Raw genomic sequence first — 13,621 nt, 5'->3', positions numbered from 1 at the left:
TTACCATGCGTAATAAGCTTTTCCTGCCATAACTCTTTATCCGCATCCTGTGAATAACATCAGGATAAATATTTCCTGAATGTCGTTCGGGACGCTATAGCTAAAGTTTATGAAAATTTCAGTGAATAACCTGAAATTAGATAACCTTTAATTAAAAAATTAAAGGTCTGGTCGATAATAGGTGAATAAGGAAAAGAAAATGGGAAAGACAATATTTTTCATAGGCGATGATCACGACACAGATGGATGGATAACCACCGGCTGGAAGTCGGTTTCGAAAAGCATAGGCAAAGCGAAGTTTGTCCTGTTGCTGGAGGTGCCATTTGACGATAAAAATGGGATAACTGCGGAGGATCTGGATACTATCCTCGAAGATAAGCCTGAAGGTGAAGATGCAACAACACTTAAAGCTATATGGCATGCCAGCTACAAGGCATACGGTTTTGATGCTGCGGGCGGGCCAACCTCGACGAAAAGACAGGATGGGCAAGCGAAGAATATTAACTTCTTTGTGAATAGTTTTTCGGCGACGAAATCACAAACGTATTTCGTGGTGATCGTAGGAGACTATCATCTTCAGCCTGAAGGTTGGACGCCACTCCAGGATTATGATTATGGCCATGATGTGACAACAGTATACGCGCCAAAGCCATAGTCATTCTTTTAAATAAATAAGTTCATGCAAGATAAGTCATATTTTTAGCCGATCCTTTCCTGCATTATTTTGCAGGGAAGGTGAGGTATTTGGTTAATTTGTATTGAATTAAATCCTTATTTGTCGCACGATAATTGACAACATTGATTATCCCTACATTTAAGGAGAATCTTTACCAGATGGCTATCACTATTTTAATCCCCGATGACTATCAGTTCGCAACGGCACAACTCGATTTTTTACATCAGAATGCGCGGTTCCATTGCGTTGCGCTGGGTGATATGAGTAAAGATCCGGGCGCGAATACGCAATTGTCGGTTGCCGAAGCATTAATCCTGATCCGCGAAAGAACGGTGGTTGATGCGGCATTTCTGCATCGTGCGCCTAACCTTAAAGTGATCAGCCAGACCGGTAAGCTGGCGCGGAATATTGATATTGCCGCTTGCACAAGAGCCGGTGTTGCGATCGTTGAGGGCACGGGTTCACCGGTTGCTCCAGCAGAATTAACCTGGTTGTTGATCATGGCATCGCGAAGAAAATTAATCCCCTCAGTAAACGCCATGGCGGCTGGTCGCTGGCAAACCGAAATTGGCCGCGCGGTGAATAACCAGACGCTGGGTATTCTGGGCTACGGGAAAATTGGTAAACGCGTTGCTACCTATGCAGCGGCATTTGGTATGAATGTGCAGGTGTGGGGGAGCAAACGTGCGCAGGAAGAGGCGCGATCTGCCGGGTTGCAAGTACCCGGAAGCCGGGAGCAATTCTTCGCATCCTGCGATGTGTTAACCGTGCATCAACGGTTGGTGGCGGAAACCGAGGGCAACATTACCCGTGCGGATTTGTCATTGATGAAACCGGATGCGTTGTTTGTAAATACCAGCCGTGCTGAACTTGTCTGCGAAGGTGCGCTTTATGATGCCTTGATTCAAGGACGACCCGGTTTTGCGGCACTCGATGTCTATGAGCAGGAACCTGTTTACGATCCCGACAATCCTTTTTTAAAGCTGCCCAACGCGTTGTGCACGCCACATTTAGGCTATGTGGAAAAGGAGAGTTACGCACTCTATTTCAAGGCCGCGTTCGATAACGTCGTGCGTTTTTTTGATGGCGACACTACGCATGTCATCAATCCTGAATTCCTGGAAAATTGAAGCCAACTCGGGTGAATGGATCCTAAGGATCCCATTCATCAGGGTGAACAGCCAGAGCCAACAACAGCGATAATCCACGCTTTTCTGCACGGCCAAAATCCTTCATCTGCATAAAATCACTGATTTTTCGGGACTCCTGGCGGGGCAGGGGAGGCTTTTTGAATTTTATATCGGCGTGCGTATATATTGCTGATTAGCCCTATTGATCGTAACGATCTATAAATTAGTTTGTGTTGTATTCTAATGTGACTATTAATTTAAATTGTCTGCAAAATAACCGTCTTCATTTTATTTTTAACGTAGCAAGGATATATCCTTTCCATAATAAGGGGGTAAGCCTATGGTGTGAAAAAAATTAAATATATTTTATATTCAATATTCAAGTTATTTTCGAATTAAACTACCTAAGCAATAAGGAATTACATCATGAGTACTTTAATTAGATTTAATCTGACAAATCAGAGTAATACCCTGCAGGATTTCTTCTTCTTTCAGGAGCCTGCGGTATATATCGGCGGAAGTAATGTTTATTCAAACAGCATTCAGAATATTGCTCTGGCACCTTATTCCTCCAGTAGTAGTACTTACACTTTTATGATTAATATGCAGTTTTATGCTGGCGCACAACAAAGCAATACCCCGCCGGTGGTGGGGCAGCAGTCCGGGTATTTGTCCGCAATTCGGCCTGTCGACCTGACTCCGGCGACAACCAGTGACGCGCAAAATAACTCGACAACGCTTTCGTTGAGCCCGTTTGGGCTCAGTGTGCCGGTGGCTGACACCACGGCGCAGGCGGGGTCATTCCGCATTGTTTCGCCGGTGTTTAACCCGAGTCTGAACAATATCAACGCGGGATCCGCGGTACAATTGGGGGATGGTTCGGTAGTATTATCTAACTTTACCACCGTGCTTCCCAATCAGAATCTGGATTGTCAGCCGATCCTTAAATATTACATTCAGACCGGGTCATATCAGGCGGGAACAGTGATGAATTTCACCAGTTCATCATTGACCGCAGCATTCTGTGACGCGACAGGAGGCGAAACTACCTTTGATGTCGCTTATAACATCGATGGAACGTGGACAGTTACACCGAGTTGATAAATAAAAGCAGTTTTTTTTCAACTCTCCCTGATGTTAATACACGCCCGAAATACAGAAGAGATAACTGTAATTTTTCTGCATTCGGGCATTTTCAATTTAAAGATTTAAAGGTGAAATATGTACAATCCAGATGAAGATATTAGTACTGCCGATTTTGCAAAAGCGGCAAAAGAAAATGGTTGTGTTAAAGCGGACAACGATAAGGGCACTTTTATCGGTAATCCTCCTGATGCGACAAAATATCCACATGTTCACATATTTTCAAATGGGAAAACAAACCTGAGTGTTGGCTCGGGCGTCAATCAAACGATTGGTGTTAATTGGGATATCAACATCCAGCTTCTGAATGATGCTTATAAACGCTTTAATCAGGGGCAAATTACAGGGCCGCTTAAAGAAACGATTGAATGGGTATTGCGTTCTGCATCATAACGCCGACACCGATATGTTGTCAGAACGAGTAGTGGCGGAAGGGATAGCGCCAGTCACAGTAAGGTCAAACCGTCCTGTATAAAAGTCGCAACACAACGTAATGCAGGACGGACAGACCGCAGGCAAGTAAGAAACAACAGGACAGGAGAGGTAAGCCTGGCAACTTGCTGATTGGCCGGGAATTAATGCCCAACAATGGTTCTGTTCAGTGCCAGATTCAATTTAACATAATATACATTATGCGTACTTAAGTGTATTCGGGCGAAATCCGGCTGTTTGTGGTCATGATTGTGCTGCTCGTGTTATTGCGGTTGTGCCATTCCTGGCGTTCCTCACAGTACCCAGCCTTTGCAACAAGACCTCTCTGGCATGCGCAATGCGTGGCTGACGCAATGCACCGGGCAACCATACCAGGCTATAACGGATTTCGGTGTCGCCTGTTGGTGCATTCAGTTTTACCATTTCTCCATTGGCTATCTGTCGCTCGCACAGAAACGCTGGCATCACCGTCCAGCCAAATCCCCGGCATAGCAAACTTCGCAACCCGCGTAAATCCTGCCCAACCAACGCAGGACGCAATCCATGACATTTCATTCCGTTTTTATCCAGCCAGTGATCGATAAGCGAAAGTTCAAGGTTATATGCCAGCAGTGGCTCTTTCAGTAAATCGTGGGCAAAATCGTTGCTGTGTGCCAACCGGGCTGCCAGCGCTGGTGACGCAACGGCGATAACGCGATCGGTGAAAATGACGTCACCTTTCAGGCGCGGATCCGTTACAGGATGCGCCGTCAATCCCAGGTCGCAATGACCTTCCGCCACCATTTGTGTCACGACCGGACCATCGCCGGTGTGCATATGAACCCGGATGCCGCTTTCAAGGAGCGGAAGCAATTCGCCTGCCAGTTTCTCGGCCATAAAATCAGCATGGCCAATTAACTGAAGCGTTCCTGCTACATCCATTGAACGCGCCCTTGCCGACGCCAGTGCGGATTCTGCATCATCCAGTTTATTACCAATATCCGCCGCCAGATCATCTGCTGTAGCCGTAGGTTGAACACCGTGCGCCAGACGTTCAAAAAGAGGCCGCCCAATAGCAACTTCCAGTCCGCTTATATGCTGAGAAACCGCGGGTTGAGTAAGATTCAGCGCCCGGGCCGCGCCGGAAATGGACCGCTGGCGATAAACTTCCATAAACGTGCGCAAACGAACCAGAGACATCGTCACCTCATAAATTTATTTATACCCCTGCTAAAATAACCTTGTTAGCCATGAATTTCTACACGGGTTACTCTGCTTAAAACGAAGCATTACTCACGAAGTAAACGACAAACAGACTAAAAATTAAGGATTACTGATGAAAATTTTGATGGTTCTGACATCGCATGATGAACTCGGTAACACCGGTAAAAAGACAGGTTTTTGGCTTGAGGAGTTTGCTGCGCCCTACTACGTTTTCAAAGATGCTGGCGCCGATATTGTGTTGGCCTCTCCTGCTGGCGGTCAGCCTCCACTCGATCCTAAAAGCGATTTGCCTGAATTCCAGACCACGCTCACGACCCGTTTCAAATCCGATAACGCTGCGCAACACGCATTGGCGTCGACCGTCAAACTGGAGACTGTTACCCATGACGATTTCGACGCCGTTTTCTATCCTGGTGGCCACGGTCCTTTGTGGGATTTGGCTGAATCCCGGACGTCGATCCAGTTGATTGAGTCGTTTAACCAGGCAGGTAAACCGATCGCCTTTGTTTGCCATGCACCAGGTGTGCTGCGCCACGTAAAAGCGCCAAACGGCGACCTGTTAATCAAAGGACGCACAGTAACGGGCTTTACGAATGGTGAAGAAGCGGCGGTCGAATTAACGGATGTCGTCCCTTTCCTGATTGAAGATGAGTTTATCGCTTCGGGTGCGCATTATGTGAAAGGCGCGGACTGGATGCCGTTTGTTGTGGAAGATGGCAATCTGGTCACTGGTCAGAACCCGGCCAGCTCAGAAGAGGCTGCGGTAAGATTGTTGAAAAAACTGAACGCATAAACATGCCAGAGAACACAGAAGCCAGGGTTTAGCCTGGCTTCTGTCAATCTGTCAGATATCCAGCTCAACCCAAACCGCAGCATGATCTGAGCCGGCATTGACCGGTTTTTTCAGTTCCGCATAGGTTTCCCACTTTGCCGGACGCACGCCAGGCCACATGCCTTTGCGGTACACGCCGCCCTGCGTCACTTTTTCCCATAAGGCGGGCGACAACAAAATATAGTCAATCTTGTTGCTGGCGGTACAACTTCCCCAGGTGCCGGGGTAACCGCCGTTATCAAATTTTTCATGGGTAAAGATGTCACGCAAATCCGTCTCTTTAAGCAACGGTGCCAGCGTCTGGCTGTCTGGTGTGTCGTTAAAATCCCCCATAATGGCGATAAGCGTTTCACCGTCTTTCACCCGCTGCTGATAAATCGCCTTCACCCGCTCCGCCTGCGCTTTACGACGGGCATCAGAGCTATCTTTGCTGCCATAACCTTTACTTTTCAGGTGATTAACTAACACATGCAGCGTTTCGCCATTGTTCAACGGGATGGCAAATTCCGGGCAGTCGCGGGAGAAAATCAGTGCGCCTGTGCGGTCTTTATCGTCAACATGACTGCGAATGGTATCGATCGGAAAGGCGTTGGCCGTCATCAAACCGACGTCAATGCCCCGCTCATCGTTACCGTCGATGACCATGACATGTTCGAAGGGTGCGCCTTTGCGTGCTGGCAGGATTTCGCTGTTGAATGCCTGTAACGCGGGTCGGCTTTCCGCCTCCACAACGGCAAGAATATCGGCGCGTAGATCGATCATGACTTGCGCGGTAAGGAGCATGGCGGTTTCATCCACCGGGGCGGATCGCAGTTCCAGCGAACCGACCCAGTCTGCGCGGCCTTCAGCGATAATGCTGATTTTACCGCCATCTTTGGGCCGGGTTAGCAGTTTTCCACGGTTACGACGCAGAATCACGAACGGGCCGGTATCAGACTTCTTCAACCCCAGCTCGTTCATCAATACCACCATTTTTTCCTTTATTTCAGCGGTATACGTTAACTCGCCAAGCAGTGCATTTAACGCGGCAAACTTCTCCAGAATCGGTTTGCCCTCAGCCCAGTCGCTCTGGTTCATGGCCTTCGCACGATCAAACAAGTTCTCAACGTTATAAGAAGCCAGCCGCATTATGCACCCTCCCCTTTATTGCATTAGTCGTCGCAGGATTTCACCGCCAGTTTGTTTTCCTGCCAGCCGTAACAGGTTGCTTTCAGCACCGTCGGTTTCGCCTCATACAGAACCAGTAACCGCTGCCCGGATATATTGATCTTCCAACTGATACTGGCGGCAGTTTTTCCTGTCAGGCGCTGCGGACGGTTATTTTCATTCAGCCCGTAAATATCGATTTGTTCAGCCGCAGCGCCAAATTGCACCGTGACGGCCAGCAGCGGACGATCGTGCCAACGCCACTCCTGAAGCACCAACAGTGACGGGGCCCAGGCGTCCGACCATGCCGTTGACCATACAGACTGAATGTTGCCGTTATTCTGTTTTTCAAACAGCGCCAAATGTGACGTGCGGGCATCCGGCGTTCCCTGTTCCCAGGCGACCCAACGTGCCGTGCCCTCTGCATCGTTGTCTGCCTGGCTGAGATTACGCACAGGCGACGCCATCAACTGATTTACCGCATCCGGGAGGGTCTCCGCTGCCGGGCAAGAAAATATCACCAGGCTGGTCAGTGCGCCTGCAAGCCGTAACGCATTCATTTTATTCATTTTGATACAGGTCCCAGTGCTGAATTCGGCGGCACAATAACAATGGATTGCAGATTGATAATACCCGCTGTTTTATCGGTAATTGCGCTAAGCGGTAGCCCGGTCAGACTGGCGTAGGCGGCGCGGCTCAAGTCAAGAACGCGCGCCATTGAGCCATCACCGGCACCACGATCGTTAACCTTGACGATAACGGAGCGTCCTTGATACGTCAGCTTGAGTTTGGTCCCAAGCGGAACGTCATGCCACCTTTCACGCGGCAATAATGCAGCGGTAAAGCCTGTGTGCATATAAATATCCCCACTTGCCGTCATTTTATTAATAAAGAAATCTGAATAGGTCGATGCCAGCCCGGATACGGGAAGTCCCATTTTTCACTCCACTATTCTTAAAAAAGTAACGAACACACTCGTTTAGCCGTTGCGCTGATAATACGCGTATCCGTTATTTCAGTGATAAAAGTATCTGTGTGGGAAATTTAAAAATACACGCTATTCGGATTATTCTTAATTCCGTTTCTGCTGCAATGAATGCCACCATTTTATTTCTCAGATCCCTAAAAACGGTGGGTCACTCATTATGGAAAAGCGTAAAAAGCGTGCCCTGGAAACGGTAAAATGGCGCAGGATGGCTTCTCTCTGTTTGTATTGATTAATCCACAATTACAGGACATAACCCCTACCGCAATGATGAAAAATATCAAAAAAAGCCTCGTGCTCAGCATGATCGTCGACAAGAAAAAGCGGACCTACGATGACGATAAACTCGATTCTCTGCGGGATCGTCTGCTGGACAGAGCTGGCGGGCCGGTTGGTTTACACACGATGGCGCTACCGCTGTCCGGCAGCACGCTTCTCACGATGTTTAGCTATATGATGTGGCAGGTTCCGTTATGGATGGCGCTATTTCGCTGGTTTGGCTGGCCGGAATTTAAACTCTTTGCCGGGATCCTGCCTGCGGCAATGGTATATATCCTGCTGCTCTACGCTGCGGCGCTTTTTACCGCCAAGGGTTTTCTGCGCGCGTTTAGATTTTTTCTCATCCTTATTTTGCTGACCGCATTGGGCACGCTGATCAATTTCATCGCGGCTGTTTCCCCCTGGCTGACAGGAACGCCGAGCCACACTACCCATCTCGTTACCGCTGTGCTGGCAGTGATATTCAGTGGCTGCGCCTTTATATGCCTCAACAGCGTGATGTTTTACCGCACTAAGGCGTTTTGCCTGCATAACCATCTATGGCGCGGGCAGCTCAAACGTGCACACCAAAAAGAGCGGCGGAGAGTCACACGAAAACACGGATAGTACTTATTCCGGCATTAACCGCTGGCACACCTCGCGCACAAACTGGCGCAACCAGCGCTGCGCCGGATCCACTTCTGAACGCGGATGCCACAGCTGCGATACGGTGATCCGGTGAGTTTTCACCGGCAGTTCGAACACATGAAAGATATCTTCTGTCGCCGGGCTAATCAGAAAAGAGGCCGGGATCAACGCCACCAGATCGCTTGAGCGCGCGACGGCCAGCGCAGCGGGAAAACCCGGTACGACAGCCGCAATGTTGCGCGTTAATCCGTGTTCCGCCAGCCCGTCATCCACCGGGCCGCTCAGCAAACCGCGCCGGGACGCGACAACATGACCCCAGGCCACATACGCTTGTGGTGTGACGGCGTTAAGCTGTGCCAGCGGGTGCGTTTTTCGCACAACCCCCACAAACCGATCCCGAAATAACGCCTGGACGCGGATCTCCGGCCCCATCTCCCCCAGTACGCCGATTTCCAGATCGACAAGCCCTTCGCGCAACGGTCTGGCGCTCTTTTCCGCTTTTGGCAGAAAGCGCAGCAGCACGCCCGGTGCGATGGCTGCCGCTTCTGCAATCAGCGTCGGGCCGAAGGCTTCCACAAAACCGTCGTTGGCGCGCAGCGTAAATACCTGTTCCAGATGCGCCACATTCATGCCGGGTAACGCCGGGCGCAATACCGATCGAGCTTCAAAGACCGCATTTTGTGTCCGCTCACGAATCCCTTCCGCGTAAGGGGTGAGCACCATGTTGCGCCCTGCCCGCACCAGTAACGGATCGCCAGTCGTCTCCCGCAAACGGCTTAACGTGCGGCTCATGGCCGACGCGCTCAGCCCCAGGCGACGCGCGGCGGATGCAACGCTTCGCTCAGCGAGCAGAACATCCAGCGCAAACAGCAAATTGAGATCGGGTTCGGTCATCACAGTTTGTTTCTCATTGATGATTATCAGATATGGCGTTTGCTGCATGTTATCAATGCAACTGCTGCGTCTTCCGCCTTATCTTGCGCGCATTTAAGGTTATCGCAAGCACAAATTCAGAGAGGTCGAGATGGAATTATTTACCGATAAACCCGGCGATGAAGGCTTACAGGGGCGTCAACGGGCGCTGGCGATGATCGCGGTGATGACGAGCACCACCATGGCGGTGTTTGATGGCGCGATGGTGAATATTGCCCTGCCGCAGATAGCCCGACTGCTTAATGTGACAGCGGGCAATGCGGTGTGGGTGGTTAACGCGTATTTGCTTTCCACCGCCATGACGCTGGCCATCTTTGCGGCGCTGGCGGTAAGAACAGGTTTTCGCGCCCTGTTTGCCGCCGGGCTGGGGCTGTTTACACTGGCCTCGCTGGGGTGTGCGGCGTCTACGTCGCTGGAGATGCTGGTTGCCATGCGCATTTTGCAGGGAATGGGCGGCGCGGCGACACTGAGCATAGCGCCCGCTATCTTGCGTTCTGTCTTCCCCACCCGCCTGCTGGGACGCATTCTCGGCATCAATGCATTATTGATTGCAACAGTGACGGCACTCTCGCCGGTGATCGGCGGTGCGTTGCTGGCGACGGTGGGCTGGCAATGGCTCTTCGCGATAAATATCCCGCTGGGATTGATCGCCATCATGTTGACGCTGCGTGTGCTGCCCGGTAAATCGCACTTTACGGCTGGCCCCTTTGATGTGACGGGCGCGGTACTGTCCGCAGCCATGCTGGGCGCGGTGATCATGGCGGCAGACGCCTTTTCGCGACCGAATGCGCTACTCGACGCCGTCGCGTATGCCGCTATCGCCGTGTTTGCCGGGCTGGCGTTTATCCGCCGCCAGCAGCGCGCGCCACAACCGCTTCTGCCGCTGACCTTGTTTGCGGAGCCGCGTTTTTCCCTGGCGGCGCTGACCTCCCTGGCTTCGTTTATCAGTCAGGGGATCACCTTCATCGTACTGCCTTTTTTATTCCAGAACGTGTATGGCTACAGTGCGTTTACCGCCGCACTGCTGTTCACCGCCTGGCCGGTGGGGATCATTCTCGTCGCACCACATGCCGGACGGCTGGCAGATCGTTATGCGCCAGCGATCATCTCGACTGTCGGCTTATGCCTGTTCGCCGTCGGGCTGATGCTGCTGGCCCTGCTGCCCGATCGGGCGCAGATGTGGGATATCAGCTGGCGTGGGCTGGTCTGCGGTATCGGTTTTGGCTGTTTTCAAAGCCCGAATAACCGCGAAATGATGGCCAATGCCCCACGGGAACAGAGTGGTTACGCCTCCGGTATCCTGGCGATCATGCGCACCTTCGGCCAGTGCCTTGGCGCGGCCTTTGTCGGCGTGATTTTTGCCGTCTGCGCGCGCCCTGGCGCGCCAGCTCAGGATGCGTCCGCCATCCGCCTGGGGTTATGGCTTGCCGCAGTGGCTACCGTACTCGCTATCCTTTTCAGCCTGAGCCGCATCCGTCTCGCTCAGGCTAAATCTGAGTAAAAACGTTTTAAAATCGTCATAGCCCGCCGCGGCGCTGGCTAACGCCCTGGCATGCTTCCATTCGTGGAAAGGCGGCGTGGCATGGTGATGTGTTTCATAAGCGATGTGCGCATAGTTGATAAAATTAACCAGAAAGGCGCGATAAAAATTATGCGGCTCATCGATATACCGCTCATAGTGACGGAAAAACGTCACCGCCAGATGGTGAAAATAGCCATCCCGATAGCGACATTCAAAACAGAGCAAAGAAAGCATAAACGGGAAGTCATAGAGCATATCGCCGCAATAGCGCATGCGATCGATAAACACCAGCTCATGCTCCGGCGTCACCAGCAGATTGCGTAAATGGAGATCCCCGTGAATACGGGTGAAATAGCCGTAGGTGGCTGCATTGCGCTTCCCTGGCGGCGTTTGCCGTCTTGCGGCGCATATCGCCTCGTAATGTTCAATCGTGATAACTCCGTTCCAGTGAACCTGCCCCAGCACATCGGCGAGCTGCACCATTAACGATGACGCATGCGCCTCTTTTGCCAGCTGGCAGCTCTCCAGCGTTTCACCCGCAACAAACGGGTAACGGAGGGTATTGCCCTGTAACTGGCTGCGCACATGTCGGGGAAAACTACAAAACTGGCGATGCAGCGCGTTAGCGTCGGTGGCCAGATGGCAGGTCTTGGTGACACAAGCTGTCGGCTGAATCACGGTTTGTATGCGTCCATGCAGCGGGGTTTCGATGTCGCTATCGTTGAACATAAACCCGGCCAGCTGTTGCCGGTAATCATCATAGGCAGCGCTGTCTACGTTTAACATCCCGGTGACATGTCCTTCGGCGATTTTGAAGGTGCTTTTCACGGGCGCGATGGGATCATAATAAGCCCCGCGCCCCATCCTGAACGGCGGTTCGGACGCGCTGTCGCTTTCATGAAGGGGAAGTTCCAGATAGTCGAGGCCCAGTTGCCGCATGGTGGCGGTGAAACAATCCGGTACGACGGCGTCCGGTAACGCGGCGGCGAAAACCGGCCCGGAATGGCACTGCTGGCGGAGATAATGGCGCAGATAGTGTGTAGCGGCGGCAAGCGAAGCCCCCGAGTCAACGAAATCGACCACCAGCCAGGTGCTCTCTGCAGGCCTGTTTTCGGTCGGGATAAAGCGCTGAAGATGGTGCTGAAATGCCGTGTACTGCTCCGCGGATAACGGTGTTCTTAACAGCGGGACCGCTTCGCCCGGATAATTATGGCGAAAGCCGCTCAGGGGCAAAATAATGACCGACCCGGGGCCTAAATAGCATTCAAGAAACGCCATTAACGGCGTTGGTGAACGCCCGATGCCCACAAAAATAACCGGCCAGAATGGCGCGACCTTATCAATCAGCGCCAAACCGAGGCGTTTCAGTTGTTGGTATTCAAAGGGTGTCACTGTTAACCCCTCTCTTACCCGGCTATTCACTACTGTCTGCATACGTGATTACCTGTCTTCTTTGCGACAAAACAGCTTCAGCGCGGCGTCTTAAACCATAAGTTCCCGTTCGGGGTGACGCGCAGAAAATAGCTGTACAGCGCCCCCGTACAGTTAACGGCGCTCTTTAATAATAACGCGCTATACAGACTCAGCGGGTTGCCGCCACGGCGAAAAAAAAGCTTCATAACCGGGCAATGCAATACACAGACATAGCAGCCGATCAGCGCCAGCATAAGAAGGACGGCAGGCCAGCAGTTAAGCACCAGCAGACAGCACAGCGCGGCCGCCGTTAGCAGGGGGCCAAAAGGCCATTGCAACATCTGGAACAGGCGCCTGACCTGCAAGAGTCGCAAGCGTGGATCGGTGTTTTTCTCGCGCATCAGCTTCAGCAGCGAAGTGATATCCCCTGCATGCCAGCGTGCAGCCTGCCGCACGCTGACGGGAAAAAGGGCAACGGTAGAGCAGTAATCGAAGTAAGGCGTCGGCCTTGCGTAGACATGATTCATTACCGCCTGGTAGCCGAATAACAGATCCTCGGTGACCGTTTCGGTGGGTAGAGGGTGTTGGGCAAAGTAGCGCGCTTCAATAAACAAGCCGTGACCAACGCAATATGACAAATTCACCGCGCGTTGCCGCCGGTGGTTTTCTAACAATGACGGCAATTCATGGCTCATCATCCAGCGAGTCTGGAAAATGGCCGAGGCTTTCCCCAGCAGAGAGAGCCTGGCAAAGTTGGTCGAATAGACCGGCAGCATCTGGTAGATCTTTTCATCATGCGTGTCTTGCGCAATATACTCACACCCGCGTATGTCGGGGCGAGAATCGGCATCGAAAATAGCATAATAGACAGGTAATCCGCCCTCTCCTGTTTCGGCTTGCAACTGCGCCACGGCATAATTGATCTGATGCGCTTTATTGCCGGTCAGCAACGGGTAATGAATCAACCCGATCTGCTCCGACAGATGCGGCTGAATATGCTGCCAGGTTTTATTCTCCGTCGCGCCCCCCTCTCTCTGCGTGGTGATAAACACCAGCCGGCTTGTGGGGTGCGCGGCAAGAATACGGCTAAAATATGCAATGGTTTCCTGGATAATCGTGTGTTCATCCAGCACGGGAATCAGAAAAATGAATCTTTTTTGCCTTTTACCCCGTAGCGGCTTGCGGGTTTCATGGGTAATAAACGCGATACTGGTTCGTATATTTCGATATTGCTTGATATTGACAACGATAAATATAAAAACCAGAAAAGTAAGCGCGCCATATATTATTGTCATGTGCT

14 protein-coding genes are annotated in these 13,621 nt (G+C 51.5%); 7 read left to right on the top strand and 7 right to left on the bottom strand.

The genetic code is table 11. The annotated features are described in order from the left end of the window. Window positions 1-199: 199 nt before the first annotated feature. The 4 genes from N7922_RS12865 to N7922_RS12850 all read left to right on the top strand — a co-directional run bounded on the left by N7922_RS12865 (window position 200) and on the right by N7922_RS12850 (window position 3,342). Window positions 200-655, top strand: a complete 456-nt coding sequence (locus N7922_RS12865; protein ID WP_263096630.1) for a hypothetical protein — start codon at window positions 200-202, stop codon at window positions 653-655. Between the two features lie 179 nt (window positions 656-834). Further along, window positions 835-1,806 carry a D-2-hydroxyacid dehydrogenase family protein gene (locus N7922_RS12860; protein WP_263096629.1) on the top strand — a complete coding sequence of 324 codons (972 nt, stop codon included), beginning with the start codon at window positions 835-837 and terminating at the stop codon, window positions 1,804-1,806. Between the two features lie 426 nt (window positions 1,807-2,232). Continuing rightward, on the top strand, window positions 2,233-2,907 hold the full coding sequence (locus N7922_RS12855; RefSeq protein WP_263096627.1) for a hypothetical protein: 675 nt from the start codon (window positions 2,233-2,235) through the stop codon (window positions 2,905-2,907). A 120-nt stretch (window positions 2,908-3,027) separates the two neighbouring features. Further along, window positions 3,028-3,342, top strand: coding sequence for a hypothetical protein (locus tag N7922_RS12850; RefSeq protein WP_263096626.1), 315 nt, complete (start codon window positions 3,028-3,030; stop codon window positions 3,340-3,342). Window positions 3,343-3,624: 282 nt separating this feature from the next. Here the strand turns inward: N7922_RS12850 and N7922_RS12845 are convergent, their stop codons facing one another. Then, the gene (locus N7922_RS12845; protein WP_263096625.1) at window positions 3,625-4,560 is read right to left on the bottom strand and encodes a LysR family transcriptional regulator; all 936 of its coding nucleotides are present in this window, start codon (window positions 4,558-4,560) and stop codon (window positions 3,625-3,627) included. Between the two features lie 136 nt (window positions 4,561-4,696). On the opposite strand from N7922_RS12845, the gene N7922_RS12840 reads away from it, so the two are divergent. Next, on the top strand, window positions 4,697-5,377 hold the full coding sequence (locus N7922_RS12840) for a type 1 glutamine amidotransferase domain-containing protein (protein WP_263096624.1): 681 nt from the start codon (window positions 4,697-4,699) through the stop codon (window positions 5,375-5,377). 51 nt (window positions 5,378-5,428) lie between these two features. On the opposite strand, the gene N7922_RS12835 is transcribed toward N7922_RS12840, so the two are convergent. The 3 genes from N7922_RS12835 to N7922_RS12825 are packed head-to-tail and all read right to left on the bottom strand — an operon-like array spanning window position 5,429 to window position 7,499. Then, on the bottom strand, window positions 5,429-6,544 hold the full coding sequence (locus N7922_RS12835) for an endonuclease/exonuclease/phosphatase family protein (protein ID WP_263096622.1): 1,116 nt from the start codon (window positions 6,542-6,544) through the stop codon (window positions 5,429-5,431). Window positions 6,545-6,567: 23 nt separating this feature from the next. Next, window positions 6,568-7,131, bottom strand: a complete 564-nt coding sequence (locus tag N7922_RS12830) for a hypothetical protein (RefSeq protein ID WP_263096620.1) — start codon at window positions 7,129-7,131, stop codon at window positions 6,568-6,570. After that, window positions 7,128-7,499, bottom strand: a complete 372-nt coding sequence (locus N7922_RS12825) for a septal ring lytic transglycosylase RlpA family protein (protein ID WP_263096619.1) — start codon at window positions 7,497-7,499, stop codon at window positions 7,128-7,130. The genes N7922_RS12830 and N7922_RS12825 overlap by 4 nt, the downstream gene beginning before the upstream one ends. 246 nt (window positions 7,500-7,745) lie before the next feature. Between N7922_RS12825 and N7922_RS12820 the strand changes: the two genes are divergently transcribed. After that, a complete protein-coding gene (locus N7922_RS12820) occupies window positions 7,746-8,432 on the top strand; it encodes a hypothetical protein (protein ID WP_263096617.1) in 687 nt (228 codons plus the stop codon). Between the two features lie 3 nt (window positions 8,433-8,435). Here N7922_RS12820 and N7922_RS12815 read toward each other — a convergent pair whose 3' ends face one another. Next, window positions 8,436-9,347: a LysR family transcriptional regulator gene (locus tag N7922_RS12815; RefSeq protein ID WP_263100900.1), complete on the bottom strand. Its 912-nt coding sequence runs from the start codon at window positions 9,345-9,347 to the stop codon at window positions 8,436-8,438. A gap of 130 nt (window positions 9,348-9,477) precedes the next feature. Between N7922_RS12815 and N7922_RS12810 the strand changes: the two genes are divergently transcribed. Then, window positions 9,478-10,887 carry an MFS transporter gene (locus N7922_RS12810; protein WP_263096616.1) on the top strand — a complete coding sequence of 470 codons (1,410 nt, stop codon included), beginning with the start codon at window positions 9,478-9,480 and terminating at the stop codon, window positions 10,885-10,887. Here the strand turns inward: N7922_RS12810 and N7922_RS12805 are convergent. Together N7922_RS12805 and N7922_RS12800 are read right to left on the bottom strand one after the other, a co-directional pair. Further along, window positions 10,804-12,300 carry an aminoglycoside phosphotransferase family protein gene (locus N7922_RS12805; protein WP_263096614.1) on the bottom strand — a complete coding sequence of 499 codons (1,497 nt, stop codon included), beginning with the start codon at window positions 12,298-12,300 and terminating at the stop codon, window positions 10,804-10,806. The two genes, N7922_RS12810 and N7922_RS12805, sit on opposite strands and share 84 nt — an antisense overlap. Window positions 12,301-12,377: 77 nt before the next feature. Next, a complete protein-coding gene (locus tag N7922_RS12800; RefSeq protein ID WP_263096613.1) occupies window positions 12,378-13,616 on the bottom strand; it encodes a hypothetical protein in 1,239 nt (412 codons plus the stop codon). Window positions 13,617-13,621 lie beyond the last annotated feature (5 nt).

The sequence above is a fragment of the Kosakonia sp. ML.JS2a genome (assembly GCF_025642095.1).
Classification (GTDB): domain Bacteria; phylum Pseudomonadota; class Gammaproteobacteria; order Enterobacterales; family Enterobacteriaceae.
The sequence above is the reverse complement of the archived record's forward strand: the minus strand, read 5'-3'. Positions and strand labels throughout refer to the sequence as shown.